Source organism: Winogradskyella wichelsiae (assembly GCF_013403925.1).
Taxonomy (GTDB): Bacteria; Bacteroidota; Bacteroidia; order Flavobacteriales; family Flavobacteriaceae; genus Winogradskyella; species Winogradskyella wichelsiae.
In genome coordinates, this window is the sequence record NZ_JABFDJ010000002.1 from 158,141 (window position 1) to 180,197 (window position 22,057).

The 22,057-nt window shown below is 31.2% G+C and carries 23 protein-coding genes; 22 read left to right on the top strand and 1 reads right to left on the bottom strand.

Going from position 1 to position 22,057, the window contains the following annotated elements; all coding sequences use genetic code 11:
• Positions 1–132: 132 nt before the first annotated feature.
• Positions 133–741, top strand: coding sequence for a hypothetical protein (locus tag HM985_RS04325; protein WP_179375078.1), 609 nt, complete (start codon positions 133–135; stop codon positions 739–741).
• A gap of 46 nt (positions 742–787) precedes the next feature.
• Here HM985_RS04325 and HM985_RS04330 read toward each other — a convergent pair whose 3' ends face one another.
• Entirely contained in the window at positions 788–2,032 is a 1,245-nt protein-coding gene (locus HM985_RS04330; protein WP_179375079.1) for an NAD(P)/FAD-dependent oxidoreductase, read from the bottom strand.
• Between the two features lie 108 nt (positions 2,033–2,140).
• On the opposite strand from HM985_RS04330, the gene HM985_RS04335 reads away from it, so the two are divergent.
• From HM985_RS04335 to HM985_RS04435, 21 genes are all read left to right on the top strand, one after another.
• Positions 2,141–3,673 carry an HAL/PAL/TAL family ammonia-lyase gene (locus HM985_RS04335; RefSeq protein WP_179375080.1) on the top strand — a complete coding sequence of 511 codons (1,533 nt, stop codon included), beginning with the start codon at positions 2,141–2,143 and terminating at the stop codon, positions 3,671–3,673.
• A gap of 2 nt (positions 3,674–3,675) precedes the next feature.
• Positions 3,676–4,308: a hypothetical protein gene (locus tag HM985_RS04340; protein ID WP_179375081.1), complete on the top strand. Its 633-nt coding sequence runs from the start codon at positions 3,676–3,678 to the stop codon at positions 4,306–4,308.
• Complete coding sequence (gene fabG / locus HM985_RS04345; RefSeq protein ID WP_179375082.1) at positions 4,308–5,039, top strand: 3-oxoacyl-ACP reductase FabG; 732 nt, start codon at positions 4,308–4,310, stop codon at positions 5,037–5,039. Before HM985_RS04340 ends, fabG begins: the two co-directional genes overlap by 1 nt.
• Positions 5,040–5,052: 13 nt before the next feature.
• On the top strand, positions 5,053–6,270 hold the full coding sequence (locus tag HM985_RS04350) for a beta-ketoacyl-[acyl-carrier-protein] synthase family protein (RefSeq protein WP_179375083.1): 1,218 nt from the start codon (positions 5,053–5,055) through the stop codon (positions 6,268–6,270).
• 8 nt (positions 6,271–6,278) lie between these two features.
• The gene (locus tag HM985_RS04355) at positions 6,279–6,521 is read left to right on the top strand and encodes a phosphopantetheine-binding protein (protein WP_179375084.1); all 243 of its coding nucleotides are present in this window, start codon (positions 6,279–6,281) and stop codon (positions 6,519–6,521) included.
• Between the two features lie 16 nt (positions 6,522–6,537).
• The gene (locus HM985_RS04360) at positions 6,538–7,422 is read left to right on the top strand and encodes an LpxL/LpxP family acyltransferase (protein ID WP_179375085.1); all 885 of its coding nucleotides are present in this window, start codon (positions 6,538–6,540) and stop codon (positions 7,420–7,422) included.
• A 6-nt stretch (positions 7,423–7,428) separates the two neighbouring features.
• Complete coding sequence (locus tag HM985_RS04365) at positions 7,429–7,866, top strand: hypothetical protein (protein ID WP_179375086.1); 438 nt, start codon at positions 7,429–7,431, stop codon at positions 7,864–7,866.
• Positions 7,867–7,872: 6 nt separating this feature from the next.
• Entirely contained in the window at positions 7,873–8,319 is a 447-nt protein-coding gene (locus HM985_RS04370; protein ID WP_179375087.1) for an acyl-CoA thioesterase, read from the top strand.
• A gap of 6 nt (positions 8,320–8,325) precedes the next feature.
• Complete coding sequence (locus HM985_RS04375; protein WP_179375088.1) at positions 8,326–9,456, top strand: beta-ketoacyl-[acyl-carrier-protein] synthase family protein; 1,131 nt, start codon at positions 8,326–8,328, stop codon at positions 9,454–9,456.
• Positions 9,453–10,076: a 3-oxoacyl-ACP synthase gene (locus HM985_RS04380; protein ID WP_179375089.1), complete on the top strand. Its 624-nt coding sequence runs from the start codon at positions 9,453–9,455 to the stop codon at positions 10,074–10,076. The genes HM985_RS04375 and HM985_RS04380 overlap by 4 nt, the downstream gene beginning before the upstream one ends.
• Positions 10,076–10,333, top strand: a complete 258-nt coding sequence (locus HM985_RS04385; RefSeq protein WP_179375090.1) for a phosphopantetheine-binding protein — start codon at positions 10,076–10,078, stop codon at positions 10,331–10,333. Before HM985_RS04380 ends, HM985_RS04385 begins: the two co-directional genes overlap by 1 nt.
• 1 nt (position 10,334) lies before the next feature.
• Complete coding sequence (locus HM985_RS04390; RefSeq protein ID WP_179375091.1) at positions 10,335–11,531, top strand: beta-ketoacyl-[acyl-carrier-protein] synthase family protein; 1,197 nt, start codon at positions 10,335–10,337, stop codon at positions 11,529–11,531.
• A complete protein-coding gene (locus HM985_RS04395; RefSeq protein ID WP_179375092.1) occupies positions 11,528–12,556 on the top strand; it encodes a beta-ketoacyl synthase chain length factor in 1,029 nt (342 codons plus the stop codon). The genes HM985_RS04390 and HM985_RS04395 overlap by 4 nt, the downstream gene beginning before the upstream one ends.
• Positions 12,550–13,326 (top strand): polysaccharide deacetylase family protein, encoded by a 777-nt coding sequence (locus HM985_RS04400; protein ID WP_179375093.1) that lies wholly within the window; start codon positions 12,550–12,552, stop codon positions 13,324–13,326. Before HM985_RS04395 ends, HM985_RS04400 begins: the two co-directional genes overlap by 7 nt.
• Positions 13,319–13,945 (top strand): LolA family protein, encoded by a 627-nt coding sequence (locus HM985_RS04405; RefSeq protein ID WP_179375094.1) that lies wholly within the window; start codon positions 13,319–13,321, stop codon positions 13,943–13,945. Before HM985_RS04400 ends, HM985_RS04405 begins: the two co-directional genes overlap by 8 nt.
• On the top strand, positions 13,923–14,555 hold the full coding sequence (locus HM985_RS04410; protein WP_179375095.1) for a hypothetical protein: 633 nt from the start codon (positions 13,923–13,925) through the stop codon (positions 14,553–14,555). Before HM985_RS04405 ends, HM985_RS04410 begins: the two co-directional genes overlap by 23 nt.
• Positions 14,556–14,625: 70 nt before the next feature.
• On the top strand, positions 14,626–15,228 hold the full coding sequence (locus HM985_RS04415; RefSeq protein ID WP_179375096.1) for a porin family protein: 603 nt from the start codon (positions 14,626–14,628) through the stop codon (positions 15,226–15,228).
• A 4-nt stretch (positions 15,229–15,232) separates the two neighbouring features.
• Complete coding sequence (locus HM985_RS04420; RefSeq protein WP_179375097.1) at positions 15,233–15,616, top strand: 3-hydroxyacyl-ACP dehydratase; 384 nt, start codon at positions 15,233–15,235, stop codon at positions 15,614–15,616.
• A 25-nt stretch (positions 15,617–15,641) separates the two neighbouring features.
• Complete coding sequence (locus tag HM985_RS04425; RefSeq protein ID WP_179375098.1) at positions 15,642–16,838, top strand: DUF2062 domain-containing protein; 1,197 nt, start codon at positions 15,642–15,644, stop codon at positions 16,836–16,838.
• On the top strand, positions 16,831–20,505 hold the full coding sequence (locus HM985_RS04430; protein ID WP_179375099.1) for an MMPL family transporter: 3,675 nt from the start codon (positions 16,831–16,833) through the stop codon (positions 20,503–20,505). The genes HM985_RS04425 and HM985_RS04430 overlap by 8 nt, the downstream gene beginning before the upstream one ends.
• A gap of 6 nt (positions 20,506–20,511) precedes the next feature.
• The gene (locus HM985_RS04435) at positions 20,512–22,056 is read left to right on the top strand and encodes a phytoene desaturase family protein (RefSeq protein ID WP_179375100.1); all 1,545 of its coding nucleotides are present in this window, start codon (positions 20,512–20,514) and stop codon (positions 22,054–22,056) included.
• Position 22,057 lies beyond the last annotated feature (1 nt).

The following is a 22,057-nucleotide window of genomic DNA, read 5'->3' on the forward strand; positions in this document are numbered from 1 at the left end:
TCCATAAAAGTATGTCATTTATACTAGAATTGGTCAGAAAACAAATAAAGCAAGTTCTTTGTACAATATAAAAAAACAACTTGTTTAATAAATTTTAATACATTTGACTCATAACCAATCACATTATAAAATATGAAAAACACATTAACTCTATCGTTTATCTTGTTATTTTCAACTCTAATTTATGCTCAAAAAATGAAAGTTACAGAAGGCGATTTTGATTTCATCAAAGGGCAATCTGAAATCAATGTTGAATTTGACTACAGCAACTTAACATTATTAAAAGACGAGCTTACTAACGATGAATACGTAAAAGCACATTCTGAAGATTTAGAAAAAAAAGGGAAAGGAAAAGGAAAAGCTTGGAAGAAAAGTTGGGAAGCAAGTAAAGACCTCATTTATGCTCCTAAATTTCTAGAACTTATGAATAGGGATTTATATGAAGATGAAGGTGTCTCTTTTGAAGAAGGTCTTACAAAAGCAAAATATACTCTAATAGTAGAGGTTATATGGATATACCCAGGATGGAATGCAGCGGTAATGAGACAACCTGCTAAACTAACTACAGTTTTAAAATTTGTTGAAACAGCAAATAGGGACAATGTAGTATTAAAAATCACTAGTAAAAATGCACCTGGAAATAGATTTGGAGGGACATTTAGCAACGAGGATCGTATAGGTGAAGGTTTTGCTAAAACAGGAAAAAGCTTATCCAAATTAATTATGAAAAAAGCTTTCTAAATTAAATTTGAATACATTATTATAAAGTGAGTAGTTAAAATTTTAACTACTCACTTTTTTCTTTTTCCATATCTATAACATAAGCTACAGCCTTAACAAGCCTATGGTGATTCTTTACAAAAGGGTTTGTTTCATCCCAAACATACCCCGCCAAAACGGAACAAATCTGTTTCTTTATTTCTGGGTTTTCAGGCGTATGAAAGAATAATTTCTGAAGATTCCCTGTATACCATTCCTTTACATAGGTTTCAAATACACCAACTCCATTTTTCATGTGATCAGAGTATTCTAATTCCCAATCCACTGTTTCATCTTGAAGAGATTTAGTAATCAATTTTGCAGCTAACAACGCCGATTCCGTTGCAAATGTTACACCAGAAGAAAACACTGGGTCCAAAAATTCAGCACTATTACCAGTTAAAACATATCCATTACCATAAAGTTGTTTTACTGATTTAGAATAATCTGAAATCTCAATAGGTTTAAATTGAAATTCAACATCCTCAAAGCGTTCTTTATAATAATTAGAAAGCTTCAACATCTCTCTTAGTTTATCAGAAGAACTACCTTTGAATGAGTTTAAAAACTCAGAAGAACCAACGTAACCTATACTTGTTATCCCATTAGAAAATGGAATAACCCACAACCAAGTTCTCAAATCAATAACATCAAAAGTAATACGCGTACCTTCCCAACCCTCAGGACGGTTGACATCTTTTACATGTGTAAATATCGAAGATTGATCTAAAAGCTCTGAGGCCTTTTCTAAATCTAAAAGACGAGGCAAAACACGCCCATAACCACTAGAATCAATAATATATTTAGCACGTACCGTTCTATTTTCTCCTAATTTATTCTTGATAGTCGTTTCTGAAGAACCATCATCATTAAAATTAACAGCAACAACTTCTTCTTCAAATTCAATATCAACACCTTTAGATAAGAGCTCATCAGTTAATGTTTTGTCAAAATCTGCTCTAGGTACTTGCCATGTCCAATCCCAACCTTTAGTATGCTTTTTGCTAAAATCGAAATTACAAACCTCATCTCCTCTTAAAAACCGTGCTCCCTGTTTTACTTCATAATTTCGCTTTTTTAAACAATCCAATAATCCAACTTCAGCAAAATGATCCATACAGCGCGGTAACAAGCTCTCACCAATTACAAACCTTGGAAAAATATTTTTCTCAACCACTTTTACTTTAAAACCATTATTATGTAAATATGATGCAGCAACGCTACCTGATGGCCCTGCTCCAATAATTAATACATCAACATTTTCAACACTCATATCCTTAATAGTATATAAATCATTTATTATTCTAAATTTGCATCCCAAAATAACTTCATTTTTCGTTATTTAACTATTATTTTTATTAAATATTACCAACTTATATAGATGCTAAAATTAACAGGAAACTTAAATGTTGAAGATTTTTATAAAATCATTTTCGAAAATAACCCTTTAGAAATAGATAAAACTGTTTTTCAAACCATTGAAAATAGTTTTAATTTTTTAAGAGATTTTTCTGAGAACAAAACCATTTATGGTGTTAACACCGGTTTTGGACCAATGGCTCAATATAAGATTGCAGATACGGATCGTATAAAATTACAGTATAATTTAATACGAAGTCATGCTTCTGGTACAGGAAACCCTATTGACCCTAAGTATGTGAAAGCTGCAATGCTCGCAAGACTGAATACTTTATCCCTAGGGAATTCTGGTGTACATAAATCTGTCGTAGAACTTATGAGTAAGCTCATAAACCGCAACATAATTCCTTTAATTTATGAACATGGAGGGGTTGGAGCAAGTGGTGATTTAGTGCAACTAGCACATTTAGCACTCGTATTAATCGGCGAGGGAGAAGTTTTCTATAAAAATGAATTAAAACCAACAAAAGAGGTTTTTGAAATTGAAAATTTAAGACCAATAACTGTAGTTTTAAGAGAAGGTATCGCTTTAATGAATGGTACTTCTGTAATGACAGGTGTTGGTATTGTAAATACAATTAACACGAGACAATTATTAAATTGGACCGTACTTTGTTCTTCTGCTATTAATGAAATTGTAGAAGCCTATGACGATCATTTATCTGCAGAATTAAACCATGCTAAAAGACACAAAGGGCAGCATAAAATCGCTGAGCAAATGCGTGCTAATCTAAGCGATAGCAAGCTTACCCGAAAGCGTGAAGATTACTTGTATAATAAAGAACAAAATGTAACAATTTTTGAAGAAAAAGTACAAGAATATTATTCGTTACGATGTGTTCCTCAAATTCTAGGTCCTGTTTTAGATACTTTAGATAGCGTTGAAAACATTTTAATTGAAGAAGTGAATTCTGCAAACGACAATCCTATTGTTAATGTAGAAAAGCAAAATGTTTATCACGGTGGAAACTTCCATGGAGATTATGTATCCTTAGAAATGGATAAATTAAAATTAGTGGTTACAAAAATGAGCATGTTGGCAGAACGTCAATTAAATTATTTACTGAACCCTAGCCTTAATAATATTCTTCCTGCCTTTGTTAACCTTGGAACTTTAGGATTAAATTTCGGAATGCAAGGCGTACAATTTACAGCAACCTCAACTACTGCAGAAAATCAAACATTATCTAACCCTATGTATGTGCATAGCATTCCTAACAATAATGACAATCAAGATGTGGTGAGTATGGGAACTAATGCTGCTTTAATCACAAAAAAAGTGATTGAAAACACATATGAAGTTGTTGCCATAGAAATGATAACCATTATACAAGCTATTGAATACTTAGAAATACAAGACAAAGTATCTTCAAAAACTAAAAAAATGTATGAAGCCATTAGAAATTTAGTGCCTGCATTCAAAGAAGATGTTATAATGTATCCTTATGTTAATAAAGTGAAAGGCTTTATCATGAATCATGAAAACAATATTTAAAAATGAAAATAAGACTAATTGTATTATTACTTCTTTTTCAGAACATCATAAATATTGAAGCACAAGAACTAAAAGACGTTTTTATAGAAAAGGATTACACTATTGATTTTATTGGTATTGATTTTTCAGCCTGTAAATTAGTTGGAACATCTTCAGATTTTAAAAATGCTGAGATTATAAAAAATGATTATTTCCCTAAGTGGAATAACTTTTTTTATAGTGAACCAGAAAAATATGACGTTGCCAAATATTTAAAAAAAGAAAACGTAGTCTATTTAATTGAATCTGTAGAAACTATAAATAATTCTACTGATGAAGATGAGTTGGTAACCAACACAACACCTCAATCTTTTTCGGAAGAGAAATTACAAGATATGGTGACTGCTTATGATATTAATTCTCAAAGCGAAGTCTCTATGGTTTTTATTGTAAATGCATTAAACAAATTCAGAAAAAATGCTGTTGTTAATTTGGTATATTTCAATTCAAAAACAAAGAAAATAATATACAGCAAAGAATTAATAGGAATACCTAGAGGATTTGGATTAAGAAATTATTGGATGGGAGCTTTTTATAATATTTTAAATAATATTAAAAAAGTAGAATATAAAATTTGGAAAAAAGAATATAAATAATGAAGTGCGCATTAATAACAGGTGGCTCTAGAGGCATAGGAAAATCAATTTGTATACAATTAGCAAAAGATTCGGATTATCATATTTTAATTAATTACCAAAGTAATAAAGAAGCGGCATTAAACACCTTAGAAGCTGTAATAGAAGCAGGCGGAACAGGTGAATTATTACCTTTTAATGTTGTAAACATAGAAGAAGTACAATCAACATTAGACAATTGGCAAAACCATAATAAAGATGCTATTATAGAGGTCATTGTTAACAATGCAGGCATCACAAAAGATGGCCTTTTTATGTGGATGAAACCCGAAGATTGGAACAACGTGATTAACACGAGTCTTAATGGCTTTTTTAATGTTACCAATCATTTAATCCAAAAAATGCTCGTTCAAAAATATGGTAGAATTATAAATTTAGTTTCGTTGTCTGGCCTAAAAGGTACGCCTGGCCAAACTAATTATTCTGCTGCAAAAGGCGCTGTTATTGCTGCAACGAAAGCTTTAGCTCAAGAAATAGCAAAACGAAATATCACGGTAAATGCTGTTGCTCCTGGATTTATTAAAACAGATATGACTAATGATTTAAATGAAAAGGAACTTAAAAAATTAGTCCCAGCAAATCGTTTTGGAGATCCTGAAGAAGTCGCACATTTAGTCTCTTTTTTAGCATCAAAAAAATCATCTTATATTACAGGCGAAGTTATTAATATAAATGGAGGTGTTTACTCTTAAATAAAACTACCAAATGGGAAGAGTTGTAATAACAGGTATGGGAATATATTCTTGCATAGGCGAAAATTTAGAAGAAGTAAAGACATCGCTATACAATGGAACTTCAGGAATTGTTTTTGATGAAAAACGCAAACCTTTTGGTTACCGCTCTTGCTTAACAGGTATGGTGAAAGAGCCACAACTAAAAAAACTATTAACCAGAAGACAACGCATTAGTTTAGGCGAAGAAGGCACTTATGCTTACATGGCAACAATAGAAGCTTTAGAAAACGCTAATATTACACAAGAATTTTTAGACGCTAATGAAGTTGGTATTCTTTACGGAAACGATAGTACAGCTAAATCTGTAATTGAAGCCGTAGATATTATTAGAGAGAAAAAAGATACGACTTTAGTAGGCTCTGGTTCTATTTTTAAGGGAATGAATTCTACGATTACCATGAATTTGTCTACCATTTTTAAATTAAAAGGTATCAATTTCACTATTAGTGCAGCCTGTGCAAGTGGTTCTCATGCTATTGGTATGGCTTATCAACTTATAAAAAGTGGACTTCAAGATTGTATCATCTGTGGTGGAGCTCAAGAGATTAACGAACTTGCTATGGGTAGTTTTGATGGTCTAGGCGTATTTTCTGCAAATGAAGAGCAACCAGGAAAAGCCTCTAAACCTTTCGATAAAAACAGGGATGGCCTCATTCCAAGTGGTGGTGGAGCAACACTTGTTTTAGAAAGTTATGAGTCTGCGGTAAAACGTGGCGCACCAATTTTAGGAGAAGTTATTGGTTACGGATTTTCATCAAATGGAGAACATATTTCCACACCCAATGTAGATGGCCCTTCTAGAGCCATGAAAAAAGCAATAGAGCAAGCCAATATACCTATTAGCAGTATCGACTATGTAAATGCACACGCCACCTCAACACCTGTTGGTGATGCCAATGAAGCAAAAGCCATATTTGATGTATTTGGAGAAGATGGTCCTTATGTAAGCTCCACAAAATCTATGACTGGCCACGAGTGTTGGATGGCAGGAGCAAGTGAAGTGATCTATTCTATGTTAATGATGCAACATTCATTTATTGCACCAAATATCAATCTAGAAAACCCTGATGAAGACGCGATTAAATTAAATTTAGTTAGCAAAACTCTAGATAAAAAAATTGACGTATTTTTGTCCAATTCCTTCGGATTTGGAGGAACAAACTCAGCCCTAATAATAAAAAAACTATAATCCCTGTTATGAATAAAGAGGTTATTATTGAAAAAATAAACGACTTTCTTATAGACGAATTTGAAGTTGAAGCAGAAGATCTTTCACCTGAAGCCAATTTAAAAGAAGCTTTAGAATTAGATAGCTTAGACTTTGTTGATCTTGTAGTCGCTGTTGAAGCTAATTTTAGTGTAAAACTAGTTGGTGAAGATTTTATTAATATTCTAACTCTTCAAGATTTCTATGATCTTATTGAAAATAAATTAAGCTAAATTTTACTAAAACTGAATGGCTAAGGAATGGGAAGGCAAGTCTAGGGGTTCGGTCTTAGGATATAAAATTTTTGTTTTTTGTATTAAAAAGCTTGGTTTACGTACAGCTTATTTTGTATTGATTTTTGTAGCTTTCTATTTCTGCTTTTTCGCTAAAAATAGTACAAAGTCTATATATTATTATTTCCGAAAAAGACGTCAATATTCAAGATTTAAAAGCGTTATAAGCATCTATAAAAGTTATTTTGTTTTCGGACAAACGATTATAGATAAGATTGCTATTTCTTCTGGATTAAGAAATAAATTCACTTATAATTTTGACGGCATAGATCATCTTAATACGGTTTTAAAATCTAAAAACGGAGGTATTCTAATTAGCGCTCACATTGGAAATTTTGAAATTGCTGAGTACTTTTTAAATGAATTAGAAGAAAACGTAACCATTAGTTTATTAACAACAGATGCCGAACATGGAGATATTAAAGCTTATTTAGAAAGTGTAACCAAAAAATCTAATATCAAATTTATAATCATTAAAGATGATTTATCGCATATCTTTGAAATAAATGCTGCCTTATCTCGAAATGAAATAATTTGCATTACAGGAGATCGTTATGTAAAGCCTTCAAAATACTTAGCACATAATTTATTTGGTCAAGAAGCACTATTTCCAGCAGGCCCTTTTCTTTTAGGATCGCGACTAAGAGTCCCTGTGATTTTTGTATATGTAATGAAAGAAACGACAACGCGTTATCATTTATATGCCAGAATTGCAGATTTTAAAAAGCGTGATCAAATAGCATTGCTAAAATCTTATACCGAAAGCCTAGAGTGGATGCTAAAAAAATATCCCTTGCAATGGTTTAATTATTTTGATTTCTGGAACGATTTAAAAGATTAACACATCATGAATTTACTTAAAGAACCTATTACGGATCAAAACATCATTCAAAAATTAATTCCGCAACGCGCGCCTATTGTAATGGTAGATTCACTTTTATATTTTGAAGAATCTAAAGTGGTTTCTGGACTAACAATTCCTGAAGATAATATGTTTGTTCAAAATGGGTTTTTAACGGAGCCAGGACTTATAGAACACATAGCACAAACTGTAGCGCTTTATACAGGTTATCATTTTTACATAAATAATAGTCCCGCACCAGAAGGTTATATTGGAGCAATAAAAGGTGTAACTATTACAAAACTTCCAAAAGTAAATATGCAAATAGAAACAGAAGTTGAAATCTTACAAGAAGTTATGGGGGTTACTTTAGTCCAAGGCACAACAAAATTAAATGGTGAAGTAATTGTAACAGCTCAAATGAAAACAGTCTTAAAAAACTAAATTCAAATGACTTCTAAAAAAAGAAATAACACTTTAGAAACAAGCTTAAAAGTCATGCACACTATTAGAGTACGTTTTAATGAAACAGATGCCCTAGGTATTGTTTGGCATGGCTATTATTTACATTATTTTGAAGATGGGCGTGAGGCTTTTGGAAGAAAGCATGGGATTTCTTATTTAGATACAAAGGCAGAAGGCTATGTATCCCCTATTATAAAATCGAGTTGCGAACATAAACTACCTCTACGATATGGAGATATTGTAACTGTAGAAACCACCTATATAAATACACATGCGGCAAAGCTTATATTTAGATATAAAATTTTAAATGAAGATGGACAAACGGTTTGTACGGGAGAAACTATTCAAGTTTTTGTAGATGATAATAATGATTTATCACTAACACTTCCACCCTTTTTTGAGGCTTGGAAAGCCAAAAATAATCTTTTATAAATTAATATGAAAGACGTTTTTATCACTGCAAATTCAATTATTTCTCCTCTTGGATTTACTTCAGAAGCTAATTTAGCTAAAATATCCAAAGAGCATTCTGGCATTATTTTGCATAGTGATTTTAGCACTTCACCATGTTACGCTTCTATTATAAATAATAAAAAACTAGATCAATCATTTAGCACATTAGGAAATTCTAAAATGTATACAAAATTAGAGAAAATGATGATTTTGTCATTACAAGATACCATTTCTCAATCTACGTTTACCATATCCGATAAAACAGCCTTAATAATTGCCACTACAAAAGGTAATATTGATGCTCTCAACAATAATTTTAAACCAGAACGTGCTTATTTGCCTGTTTTAGGTAAAAAAATTCAAGAATTTTTTGGATTTAAAACCGAACCTATAATTATATCTAACGCTTGTGTTTCAGGTATATTGGCCATAGCTGTTGCAAAACGTTTTATACAAAATAATTATTATGATAATGCTTTTGTGGTTGGAGGAGATATTGTTTCAGAATTTACATTATCGGGCTTTCAATCCTTTCAGGCAATAAGTGATAAACCTTGCAAACCGTTTTCAAAACATAGAACAGGAATAAGTATTGGCGAAGCCGCTGCTTCAGTTGCCATTACTAATAAAAACACAGAGAAGGAAGCCATTCAAATTATAGGTGACGGAAGTTGTAATGATGCTAATCATATTTCTGGACCTTCAAGAACTGGTGAAGGTTTATATTTAAGTATTCTTTCGGCTTTAAAAGAAGCAAAAATTCAACCTGAAACTATCGATTATATTTCGGCTCACGGAACAGCTACTGCATTTAATGATGAAATGGAAGCCATTGCTTTTAATCGTGCAAAATTAGAACATGTACCTTTAAATAGTTTAAAAGGCTATTACGGCCACACCTTAGGTGCTTCAGGATTACTAGAAGCTATTGTTGGCATTCATTCCATAAAAAACAATTTATTATATAGTTCACTAGGTTTTGATGAATTGGGTGTTTCAATACCTTTAAATATCATTAAGAATACAATTAAAGCTGAGGTTAACACCTTTCTAAAAACAGCCTCTGGTTTTGGTGGTTGCAATACAGCTGTTCTTTTTAAAAAAATGACGCTTTGAAAACAAACCTAAATATCATAACATTTTGTCGTATAAAAAACCATTCTATTTCTATAAATGGAAAGGAAGTTATTCAAAAAGATTCGCAACTTACTTTTTCTGAATTTGCAAAACTAGTGTATAAAGAAAAAGCCTTTGCATACCCTAAATTCTTTAAAATGGATAACTTATCTAAACTAGGATTTTTAGCTTCTGAATTTCTTTTTGAAAAAGCAGATTTAGATGCTCACATTAAAGAAAATATTGGTATTGTACTATCTAATAAATCAGCAAGCTTAGATACCGATAGAAAGTATCAAGAAACTATTAATGATAAAGCTAATTATTTTCCGAGTCCTGCAGTATTTGTTTATACTTTAGCCAATATTATGATTGGTGAGATAAGTATTAAACATCAAATTAAAGGAGAAAATGCTTTCTTTGTTTCAGACAAATTCAATGAATTGCTTTTAGAACAATATACAGTTAGCTTAATTCAGAATAAAAAAAGCAGTCACGTTTTATGTGGTTGGATTGATGTAGACAAAGACAAATATGATGCATTTATGTATCTTGTAGCAAAAGAAGGAACACAAAATTATTCAAAAGAAATTATTAAAAACATATATACTACAAATTAATGGACGCATTAAAAAAAGAACTTAAAGAAAGTATCATCGAGCAATTAAATCTAGAAGATTTGAATGTTGATGATATTGCTGACGATGATGCATTGTTTGGAGATGGCCTTGGATTAGATTCTATTGATGCTCTAGAACTTATTGTAATGTTAGATAAGGATTATGGCATAAAATTAACTGATCCAAACGAAGGCAAAGCTGTATTTGTTTCTATTGAAGTTTTAGCTAAATATATTTCAGAACACCGTACCAAATAGTATGTCTCAAAATCGTGTTGCCATAACTGGAATGGGAATTATTTCTTCTATAGGAAACACTATAGAAGAGAATTTACATGCCCTTTTAAATAGTAAAAAAGGCGTTGCCCCCATTGTAAATATTAACACACGACATAAAAATAAAATTAAGGTTGGTGAAGTTTTACAAACCAATGCAGAACTTGCTAAAAGCCTTAATCTCGATAAAAACAATAACTATTCAAGAACGGCACTATTAGGTTGTATTGCGGCACAACAAGCTGTAAAACATGCTAACATTAAAGATATTGAAGCTCTTAAAACAGGTTTAATATCATCTACAAGTGTTGGTGGTATGGACTTAACTGAAAAACACTTTCAAAACTATAATAGTGAAAGTAGAAGGTTAATTAACAGTCATCATGCGGCAGATAGTACCGAAAAAATTGCAGCACTTTTAGGCATCACCGATTTCACATCAACTATTAGTACCGCATGTTCTTCTGCCGCAAATGCTATAATACTTGGTGCTCGACTTATAAAATCAGGGCAATTAGATCGTGTTATTGTTGGAGGAACAGATGGTTTAGCAAAATTTACAATCAACGGATTTAAAACGTTAATGATTTTATCGGACACCGATTGTACTCCTTTTGACGCCAACAGGAAAGGCTTAAATTTAGGGGAAGCTGCAGCGTATTTAGTACTAGAATCTGATGCTGTTGTTAAACAAGACAACAAAACTGTTTTAGGGTATTTAGCAGGTTATGGTAATGCAAATGATGCCTTCCATCAAACGGCTTCGTCAGAAAATGGTGAAGGTGCTTTTTTAGCGATGTCTAAAGCATTAAAGATTGCAGAACTAAATCCGATAGACATCAATTATATTAACGCACACGGTACTGCTACACCTAACAATGATTTATCGGAAGGCAAAGCCATAAAACGTATCTATGGAGATTCGGTTCCTGATTTCAGTTCTACTAAAGCCTTTACTGGGCATACATTAGCTGCCGCAGGAGCGATAGAAGCTGTTTACTCTATTTTAGCCCTTCAGAATGACGTGATGTTCCCTAATCTCAATTTTAAAACAGCGATTCCTGAACTCAGTATGGTTCCCATAACCGAAGTCACAAAAAAACCTTTAAACTACGTTCTTTCTAATTCATTTGGTTTTGGTGGAAATTGTTCAACCCTTATATTTTCTAAAGGCCTATGAAACCCTGTTATATAAATAGTGCGGTTTCAATTTCTGCACAAGACACTTTAAAAGATTCTATTTTTTTAGAGCACATTCTTTCTTTTGAAGGGAAGTTGGCTCGGGCAATTCATCCCAATTATAAGTTATTTATAAGTCCAATTGCAAGCAGACGAATGGCTACTGGTGTAAAAATGGGAGTTGCAGCAGCGAAGAAAGCACTAGAGTTAGCAAAATTAGAAACACCTGATGCTATTATTACAGGCACAGGAATTGGTTGTATAGAAGATTCTGAAAAATTCTTAAATGCTATACTCGATAACGACGAACAGTATTTAACACCAACATCCTTTATCCAATCTACCCATAATACGGTAGGTGCTCAAATTGCATTAACCTTAAAATGTAAGGGCTACAATGTAACTTATGTACAAGGTGCTGCTTCTTTTGAATCTGCTATACTTGATGCACAATTAATGCTTCATGAAAATGAAGCAAACACAATTTTAGTTGGTGGCACAGACGAATTAGGTAAATTTCTTATCAACGACATTATTCTTGCTGAAGAAGCAGAAGAACATCCCATATTAACACCTTTTGGAGAAGGTGCTCACTTTTTTACCTTATCATCTTTAAAGCAAAATAACAGTTTCTGTGTTCTTAAAGGGCTTAAGATTTTTAATAAAGCCACAACAGAAACTATTCAAACTAAAGTAGAAGCTTTCTTAAAAGAAAATCATTTAATACCTGAAGATATTGATGCTATAATCCTCGGGAAAAACGGAGATGCTTTTGATATTTTATATCAATCACTTCAAGATTCTATATTTAAATATACACCACAACTACATTACAAACATCTTTGTGGTGAGTTTTTTACAGCTTCGGCATTTGGCTTTTGGACAGCAACAATCATTATTAAGCAACAATATATCCCCGATGTTTTAAAGCTTAATTCTATAGATAAATCTGGCTATAAAAATGTACTGCTTTACAACCAACTTAAAGGACAACAACATAGTTTTACCTTACTAAGCTCATGTTAAACTTCAAAAATATAAATGTTTTAACATTCATTCTTTTTCTTGGCTTGCTACTATTAAGTCAGTTTTTTAACATATCTATTTTCTTTTTTATAGTTCTCTTTTTAGCATGGCTTACGCTAACAAGTATTGGTAGTTTTACTATCGGTTGGAACTATCATTTAAAAGCCTTCAATTCAAAAAAAAATCACACAAAAAATCAAGTTGCCATTACTTTTGATGATGGTCCAAATGCAGAATTCACACCAAAAATTCTAGAATTATTAAAAGCTCATCATGCAAAAGCTACGTTTTTCTGTATCGGTAAACATGCCGAACAACAGCCTGAATTGGTACAGCAAATTATAGAAGAAGGTCACACTATTGGAAATCACACCTATACGCATTCCGATTTTTTTGACTTCTACAATAAACAAAATGTAATTGCTGAAATTAAAAACACGAATGCAATTATTTATTCGATTATAAATAAAAAAATGAAATTGTTTCGTCCACCATATGGCGTTACAAATCCCGCCATAACTAAAGCACTAAAACACACCAAACACCATGTTATAGGCTGGAATATTCGGTCTTTAGATACGATAAAAAAAGACGAAGAAGATATCTTTAACCAAATTACTAAAAACATCAATCCTGGTGCTGTTATCTTATTGCACGATTCACAAGAAATCACAGTGCGAGTTTTGGAACAATTGTTGTTATTTTTGCAAGAGAACAATTATCAATCCGTAACAATAGACACCTTATTTAATATAGAAGCTTATGCGTAATATTTACTTTTTTCTTTTTTTAGGTATCGGAATTCAGATTGCTAGTGCTCAAAAGTCACTTACAACAGAAGAAATAAACACTTTTAAATCAGCGGTAGAAAAACTAGATAGCAATACCCAAACCATTGTTAGTGATTTTATACAATATAAGCATCTTAGCTTTTTAAGTAATGATGTTGAAACACAAGGAAAGCTTGCTTTTAAAGTTCCTAGATTGGTAAAATGGGAATACACATCGCCTTATAAATACAGTGTTATTTTTAAAGATGACAAACTATTTATTGATGACGAAGGTGATAAAAGTAAAATTGACATTGGCTCTAACAAAATGTTTAAAGGTCTAAACAGCCTTATTACAAATAGTGTAAAAGGAAATATGTTTGATGACAATGCCTTTGAAATTTCTTATTTTAAAGTTGATGAATTTTATTTAGTGAAATTTATTCCAAAGGATGAAACCATGCTTCAATTCATTGCTAAATTCGAATTGAAGTTCTATATAAAGACAAGCGATGTTGTAGAGGTAAAAATGATTGAACCCTCAGAAGATTACACAAAAATTATTTTTAAGAATAAAACAAGAAACACAACTTTAGATGAAGCGGTTTTTAATAATTAATCTATTTATTCTTTGTCTTTTCTCCTCTTGTGCAATTTCTACAGTAAAAGGGCTTTCGGAATATGGTGCTGAGGTTACAGATTTTTCAAATCCATATTTTGCAAATGCAGATATAGATTATGTGTATAAAACTAAAATCAAAGCTTATAATAATGATTTTGGTGGTCTTTTAATTATCAAAAAAATTAAAGAAAACAATCATCGTATTGTGTTTACCACCAATTTTGGAAATAAAATATTTGATTTTGAATTGATTAATAATGAAATGAAAACACATTTTATTATGAAAGAATTAGATCGAAAGATTATCATTAACACACTTAAAAGAGACTTTCAAACTTTAACTCAAGAACAGAATAAAATTAATAAAGCTTTTTCTGATGATGAAGGACATCTTATTTTTCAATCTAAAACAGAAAAACGATTTAATCATTACTTCGTTAATCAGCAAACAAAGAAACTTACACAAATTATAAATACAAATCATTCAAAAGAAAAAGTTATCTTATCTTTTTCTAACATTAAAAATTCTATTGCTGAAAATATTAACATTCAGCACCTAACAGCACCCATAGAAATTAATATAAGTTATTTAAGCCCACACGAATAAACACTTTATTACTTCTTAATTATAAGATATTTCTGCATTTTTGTAACCTATTTAATCAATCAAAACCGCAATGAAACAACTAACAATCATCCTAATTACATTATTCTCTTTCACATTTATTAATGCTCAAGTAGAAATTAAACCTGGTATAAAAGGCGGTATGAATATCGCTGGCTTAAGTAACCTAGAAGAAAACGGAGGTGTACGTAGCGAAAAACTAACCAGCTTTCATATTGGTGGAACTTTATCATTTAAATTTGCAAAATTTTACACCTTACAACCCGAAATTCTTTACTCTAAACAAGGAAGTGATTACAGAGTTACAGGATCTACAGAAACCTACACAACAGAACTTAATTATTTATCAATACCTATAAACAATAAATTTTATATTAAAGATAGCGGTATTAATTTTCAGATCGCACCTGTAATCGACATTTTATTAAGTCATAAAAACATCTACAAACCACAATCTGTAGATATCGCTTTTGCTGCAGCTGTAGGTTATGATATTAGTAATGGATTAGTTATGTCTATAGGTTACAAACAAGGATTAACTGATTTATTTGGTAGAAATGTAGATGATGGTTATGGCTATGAAACGACAGAGGTTAGTGACTTAATCTTAAACAATGTTATTCAACTAAGTGTTGGTTATCAATTTAAACTATAAGCTTGTGCTCATTAAAGATTTTTACACTAAATTAACAACTTCTATTGTTGATACAGACACAATCCACGTTACTATTAAACTGAATAAGGATCACGATGTGTTTAACGGTCATTTCCCTGGAAATCCAATAACACCCGGCGTTTGTATGGTTCAGATTATTAAAGAAATCACTCAAGGTTATGTCAATAGTCCTTTATTCTTACAGAATATTTCTAACATAAAATTCACAGCTTTAATTAACCCAAATGCAAACGAAGATCTCATTTTAGAACTTTCTATTATAGAAGAAAACGACACGGTTAAGATTAAAAACATCACTAAATTTACAGACGGTACTGTTGCATTAAAATGTAATGGTACATTTATAAAAAACAAAGAATTAGTTTAATCTTACGCCTAATTCTAACAACAAAATGAAGGATATTACCACACATCATAAACTAAGCAGCTTAAAATGTTGTGTAATTGTACCAACCTTTAACAACCCTAAAACTTTACAACGTATTATTGAAGGTGTTTTAAATTACACAGAAAATATTATAATTGTTAATGATGGATCTACGGATAATACGCCAAAAATTTTAGAAAGTTTTTCTGAATTAGAACAGATTCATTTTGAAGAAAATAAAGGCAAAGGAAAAGCTCTACGTACCGCTTTTAAACATGCCGAGAATTTAGGGTATCACTATGCAATAACTATAGATTCTGATGGACAACATTTCCCTGAAGATATACCTCAATTTATAGAAGCATTAGAAAGTTCTGAGGATAAAAATTTACTACTTATTGGCGCAAGGAATATGAGCCAAGAAAGTGTTCCTAAAAAAAGTAGTTTTGGAAACAAGTTTTCTAATTTTTGGTATTGGGCAGAAACCGGAATTAAACTGCAAGACACACAATCTGGATTTAGACTCTACCCTATTCAACATTTAAAAAATTTAAAATTTTATACTTCAAAATTCGAATTTGAAATAGAAGTCATTGTAAAAGCTGCTTGGTCTGGTACTAGCGTTAAAAATATTCCAATTCAAGTTTTATATGATGAAGATGAGCGTGTTTCTCACTTTAGACCTTTTAAAGATTTTACACGAATAAGTATCCTAAACACATGGCTCGTTATACTTACTTTACTTTATATAAAACCTCGTGATTTTTTCAGGAAATTAAAAAAAAAAGGATTTAAGCGTTTTATAACTGAAGATGTTATTGGCAGTAAGGATTCTCCTCAAAAAAAAGCACTATCTATAGCTTTGGGTATTTTTATTGGTATCACACCTCTATGGGGAGTTCAAACTGTGACCGTTATTTTTTTAGCTTTGATATTTAAACTGAATAAAACTATTGCTTTTGCTTTTTCAAACATTAGTCTTCCGCCTTTTATTCCCTTTATTATCTTTACAAGCTTTCAGTTAGGAAACTTTATTCTAGGCGAAAATGTAACGTTTCATATTACTGAAATTGTAGCTGATTTTGAAGTTTTAAAACATCTTAAATCTTATATCATCGGAAGTTTAGCTTTAGCATCTCTATCAGCAATATTTATTGGAATTTTAAGCTATTTACTTTTTTTGATTTTTGAAAAGAAAAATGTAATCCCAACTAATGTATAATATATTTTACAATACATACAACTATTTTAATTCTAAAAAATGGCTTGGTTTAAGCATTTTAGGAATCTTGCTATTGACTTTAGTTTTTGTGGCTTCTAAAATTGAATTTGAAGAAGACATCACTAAACTAATACCTAGTAATGCAGAAAATTCAGAACTACAGAAGGTTTTAAAAAACGTCAACTTTACAGATAAAATTATTGTAAACATCACTAAAAGTAAAGATGGTTCTGTTGAAGATTTAACCCAGTACGCATCGCAATTTATTGACAGTATCAATGCGTCTTCAAGTCCATATATAAAACAAATTCAAGGACAGATTGATGATAAAGAAATTCAGAAAACAGCCAGTTTTATATATGATAATTTACCGCTTTTTCTAAATGAAGCAGATTATAGAACTATTGCGAACAAAATTGAGAAAGATAGTATTGATGCTATTACTCTAAAAAACTATAAAACACTAATTTCCCCTTCGGGCATTGTTGCTAAAGATTTTATCTTAAAAGATCCTTTAGGATTATCATTCATTGCTTTAAAAAAGTTACAAGAGTTGAGTTTCGGTGAAGATTTTACGCTACAAAACGGTTTCTTAGTTAGTAAAGATAAACAGCATATACTCTTATTTATCACACCTGCTTTAGGTTCTAACGAAACCGCTGAAAACACACAATTTGTAAAAAATCTCTACGATACTAATGCGAAATTAAATCTCACTTTTAAAGATAAGGTTAATGCTGAATATTTTGGAGGAACTTTAATTGCTGTCGCAAATGCCAATCAAATAAAAAGCGACATTCAACTTACGGTTGGGATAGCTTTAACGGTTCTATTACTCATATTTATACTTTTCTATAAAAAATTAACAGTCCCAATTATCTTATTTGTGCCTACTATATTTGGTGGACTTTTAGCCATTGCTTTACTCTTCTTAATCCGCGAAAAAATATCTGCCATTTCCTTGGGGATTGGCTCAGTACTTCTCGGTGTTACACTCGATTACTCTTTACATATCCTTACCCATATTAGAAGTAATAACAATGTAAAAAACCTCTATCAAGAGATTACAAAGCCTATTTTAATGAGTAGTCTAACTACGGCTTTAGCGTTTTTGTGTTTGTTATTTATCAACTCACAAGCTTTACAAGATTTAGGGATTTTTGCAGCCATGAGCGTTATGGGTTCGTCTTGTTTTGCTTTACTTTTTATTCCTCAAATTTATAAAGAGCAAACTAAAACGATTAAAAAAAGCACCGCTTTAGACAAAATAGCCTCTTACAATATTCATAAAAACAAATGGGTAATCATAGGCGTATTCTTATTGTGCTTTGGTAGCTTATTCACTTATAACACCGTTATTTTTAATAATGATCTAAGTGAAATGAATTACATGCCAAAAGATATCGAGGCTGCAGAATTAAACTTAGATAAACTTATTAATAGCACCTCGAAATCTGTATACATTGCTGCTTATGGTGATTCTGAAGAAAAGACACTTCAAATTAATGACGCCATTTTAACGAAGCTTCAAAATTTAAAAACCGAAGGCAAACTTATTAACTTTAGTTCTATCAGTACATTTGTACATTCTAAAAAACAACAAAAACAACAAATTGAACGTTGGCAATCTTTTTGGAATAGAAATACTATTGAAAACACAAAACAACAGATTATAGAAAGCGGAACTGCTTTAGGTTTTAAACCCGAAACTTTCAACTCTTTTTACACGCTTTTAAACACCAAATTCAAACCTCTAGAAAGTAAAGATTACAAAGCAATAAACATCTTTTCTGTGGATGATTATATTGCTACTAAAGACAATTACACCACCATTACAACTTTAGTAAAAGTAGAACAAGCAGATGCTGTAATGGATGCTTTTAAAGCAGATTCTCAAACGTTAGTGATTGATAGAAAACAAATGAATGAGACCTTATTAGGGAATCTAAAAAACGATTTTAATAGTTTAATTGGGTATTCACTAATTGCAGTCATTCTTATTCTTTTACTTTTTTACAGAAGCCTTTCTTTAACTTTAGTAACGGGAATTCCTATTTGTTTAACTTGGTTATTAACCATTGGAATAATGGGATTATTTCATTTAGAATTCAATATTTTCAACATTATCATTTCAACTTTTATTTTCGGGTTAGGGATTGACTATGGCATTTTTATGACCAACGGTTTATTACACGAATATAGAACGGGTGAGAAATCTTTAACCACACATAAAACGTCTATTTTACTTTCGGTAATCACTACCATTTTAGGTGTTGGTGTTTTAATTTTTGCCAAACATCCTGCATTATATTCTATATCTTTGGTATGTTTAATTGGCATTACATCTGCCGTTCTTGTTGCATTTGCTATTCAACCTTTATTGTTCAAATTATTTATTGGTAGTAAGACCAAACGACCAATATCATTACGATTATTAATTCATTCTATCATCTCATTTACCTATTTTGGCTTAGGCGGTATTTTATTATCTCTGTTTAGTGTTACCATTTTAAAAATCATTCCACTTCCTAAGAAAACAAAGATGAAATGGTTTCATGTATGCATTTCAAAATTCATGAAATCCGTATTGTACACACATCTTTTTCTAGTAAAAAAAGTGATTAATGAACCGAAAGAGGATTTTAAAAAACAAGCCATAATTATAGCAAACCACACGTCGTTCTTAGATATTTTAGCTATTGGAATGTTACACCCAAAAATTATTTTCTTAGTAAATGATTGGGTTTACAATTCGCCTGTATTTGGAAAAGCCGTACAATTAGCTGGCTTCTATCCGGTATCTAGTGGTATTGAAAATGGATTAGACCATTTAAAGAAAAAAGTAGAACAAGGTTACACTTTAATGGCTTTCCCTGAAGGCACACGCTCTAAAACCCATAAAATAAAGCGTTTTCATAAAGGCGCATTTTATTTAGCAGAACAATTTAATTTAGATATTGTACCTGTACTTATTCACGGTAATTCCGAAGTGATTCCTAAAGGCGAATCTATGATTAGAGATGGTCATATTACTCTAAAAATAATGGATAGAATTACACCAAACGATTCTAGATTCAGCAATAATTATTCGCAGCGGGCTAAACAAATTGGCGCTTATTTTAGAACTGAATTTAGCACCTTCAGAAAAGAAAGAGAAGGTGCAACTTATTTTTATAAAACACTTTTAGATGATTATAGATATAAAGGAGATTTACTTTACAAATGCGTTAAAAACGATATTAAAATTAACAAAGATATTTATTTAAAGGTGCTACATACGGTTGGTGTAAAAGATACTATTTTACATTTGTCAGACGATGCAGGTCAGCTCGATTTCTTATTAGCTTTAGATGGTGTAGATCGAAAAATCGTTTCTTATATTAAGAATATTGAAAATAGAATTATTTTCAAAAACAGCTTTATCACCAATTCTCGAAATATTACTTGTCCAGATTCTATAGAAGAAACATTCGCTTTTAAACCAAATACTTTAATCATAAATAATATTGATATTACAGAAACACAACTAAAATCGATGCTACATCCTAACTTAAATTATATTATATTTTTGAAAGAAAACAGTTCTAAATTCACTTTAAATAAAATTGATTTGGGATTCGTTAGCACATACGAAACAGAAAATTTGACTATCTTATCAAAACAGTAAAAAAGCATGAAATCTCATTACGATGTTGTTATAATAGGAAGCGGTTTAGGTGGTTTAGTTTCTGCCAATATATTAGCAAAAGAAGGCTATAGCGTTTGTGTTTTAGAAAAAAATAATCAGTATGGTGGTAACTTACAGACCTTTGTTCGCGATAAAACTATTTTTGATACAGGAGTCCATTACATAGGAGGCTTAAACAAAGGTCAAAATCTATATCAGTACTTTAAATACCTAGATATTATAGATGATTTAAATCTAAAAAAACTAGATGAAGATGGTTTTGATGTCATTACGTTTGACAATGATGACAATGAATACAAACATGCACAAAGCTATGATAAATTCATTAAAAATTTACTAATTGAATTTCCTGATGAAGAAAAAGCCATTGTAACCTATTGTGATAAACTTCAGGATATTTGTAATCAATTTCCTTTATACGGATTGAAGCACGGCAAGCCTTACTATGAAAATACAGATATTTTCAGCTTAAAAGCAAAAGACTATATCGACTCTATAACAGATAATAAAAAATTACAAGCTGTCCTGGCTGGCACCAATTACCTATATGCAGGTGATGCCAATCGCACACCTTTTTACGTGCATGCGCTTACCGTCAATTCATATATAGAAAGTGCTTACCGTTGTATAAATGGAGGTAGTCAAATTTCTAAATTATTAATTAGACGTTTAAAGGAAAATGGTGGTGATGCTTTTAAGCATCATGAGGTGGTTAAATTTGGATTCGAAGACAAGAACATCAATTCTGTTTTTACCAAAAACGGTAAAGAAATTAAAGGAGATCTATTCATTTCTAATATTGAGCCAAAGCTGACTATAAAATTAGTTGGTGAAGATAAATTTAGAAAAGTTTACACTAAACGCATCAATAATATCGAAAGTATCATCGCTGGTTTTAGCCTTTATATTGTTTTAAAACCAAATACTTTTAAATATCAAAACAAAAATATTTACCACATAAAAGATCCTAACAAGATTTGGGACGGACAAGATTACACTACAGAAACTTGGCCTGAGGGCTATATGGCATCTATGGGGATCAATAAAAAAACAGACCTTTATGGAGAAAGCTTAACCGTAATGACCTACATGCGCTATGAAGAAGTAGAAGCTTGGGAAAACACTTTTAATACAGTCGCAAATAAAAATGACCGTGGACAAAACTATGAAGAGTTTAAAGCTGAAAAAGCTGAAAAACTTATTCAAGAATTAGAAAAAAAATATCCAAATATTAGAGACTGCATTCAAGAAACATATACCTCAACACCATTATCGTATCGCGATTATATTGGCTCTAATAGAGGCTCTATTTATGGCTATGTAAAAGATGCTAATAATCCTTTAGCGTCCTTTGTTTCACCACGTACAAAAATTAAAAATTTATTACTTACAGGACAAAGTTTAAACATGCATGGCATTTTAGGAGTTACCATTAGCGCCGTACTCACCTGTTCTGAAATTATTGGTATGGAACCCTTATTAGAAAAAATATTAGATGCTAATAAAATCGACGAAAGCATCGAAAATTAAA

Bases quoted from the DNA above. Each gene is read 5' to 3' on its own strand.
- HM985_RS04330 (WP_179375079.1), bottom strand. From the start codon at position 2,032: ATGAGTGTTGAAAATGTTGATGTATTAATTATTGGAGCAGGGCCATCA.
- HM985_RS04415 (WP_179375096.1), top strand. From the start codon at position 14,626: ATGAAACAACTAACAATCATCCTAATTACATTATTCTCTTTCACATTT.
- HM985_RS04405 (WP_179375094.1), top strand. From the start codon at position 13,319: ATGCGTAATATTTACTTTTTTCTTTTTTTAGGTATCGGAATTCAGATT.
- HM985_RS04365 (WP_179375086.1), top strand. From the start codon at position 7,429: ATGAATTTACTTAAAGAACCTATTACGGATCAAAACATCATTCAAAAA.
- HM985_RS04325 (WP_179375078.1), top strand. From the start codon at position 133: ATGAAAAACACATTAACTCTATCGTTTATCTTGTTATTTTCAACTCTA.
- HM985_RS04400 (WP_179375093.1), top strand. From the start codon at position 12,550: ATGTTAAACTTCAAAAATATAAATGTTTTAACATTCATTCTTTTTCTT.
- HM985_RS04390 (WP_179375091.1), top strand. From the start codon at position 10,335: ATGTCTCAAAATCGTGTTGCCATAACTGGAATGGGAATTATTTCTTCT.
- HM985_RS04435 (WP_179375100.1), top strand. From the start codon at position 20,512: ATGAAATCTCATTACGATGTTGTTATAATAGGAAGCGGTTTAGGTGGT.
- HM985_RS04375 (WP_179375088.1), top strand. From the start codon at position 8,326: ATGAAAGACGTTTTTATCACTGCAAATTCAATTATTTCTCCTCTTGGA.
- HM985_RS04395 (WP_179375092.1), top strand. From the start codon at position 11,528: ATGAAACCCTGTTATATAAATAGTGCGGTTTCAATTTCTGCACAAGAC.
- fabG (WP_179375082.1), top strand. From the start codon at position 4,308: ATGAAGTGCGCATTAATAACAGGTGGCTCTAGAGGCATAGGAAAATCA.
- HM985_RS04355 (WP_179375084.1), top strand. From the start codon at position 6,279: ATGAATAAAGAGGTTATTATTGAAAAAATAAACGACTTTCTTATAGAC.
- HM985_RS04385 (WP_179375090.1), top strand. From the start codon at position 10,076: ATGGACGCATTAAAAAAAGAACTTAAAGAAAGTATCATCGAGCAATTA.
- HM985_RS04410 (WP_179375095.1), top strand. From the start codon at position 13,923: ATGAAGCGGTTTTTAATAATTAATCTATTTATTCTTTGTCTTTTCTCC.
- HM985_RS04425 (WP_179375098.1), top strand. From the start codon at position 15,642: ATGAAGGATATTACCACACATCATAAACTAAGCAGCTTAAAATGTTGT.
- HM985_RS04350 (WP_179375083.1), top strand. From the start codon at position 5,053: ATGGGAAGAGTTGTAATAACAGGTATGGGAATATATTCTTGCATAGGC.
- HM985_RS04370 (WP_179375087.1), top strand. From the start codon at position 7,873: ATGACTTCTAAAAAAAGAAATAACACTTTAGAAACAAGCTTAAAAGTC.
- HM985_RS04340 (WP_179375081.1), top strand. From the start codon at position 3,676: ATGAAAATAAGACTAATTGTATTATTACTTCTTTTTCAGAACATCATA.
- HM985_RS04430 (WP_179375099.1), top strand. From the start codon at position 16,831: ATGTATAATATATTTTACAATACATACAACTATTTTAATTCTAAAAAA.
- HM985_RS04360 (WP_179375085.1), top strand. From the start codon at position 6,538: ATGGCTAAGGAATGGGAAGGCAAGTCTAGGGGTTCGGTCTTAGGATAT.
- HM985_RS04335 (WP_179375080.1), top strand. From the start codon at position 2,141: ATGCTAAAATTAACAGGAAACTTAAATGTTGAAGATTTTTATAAAATC.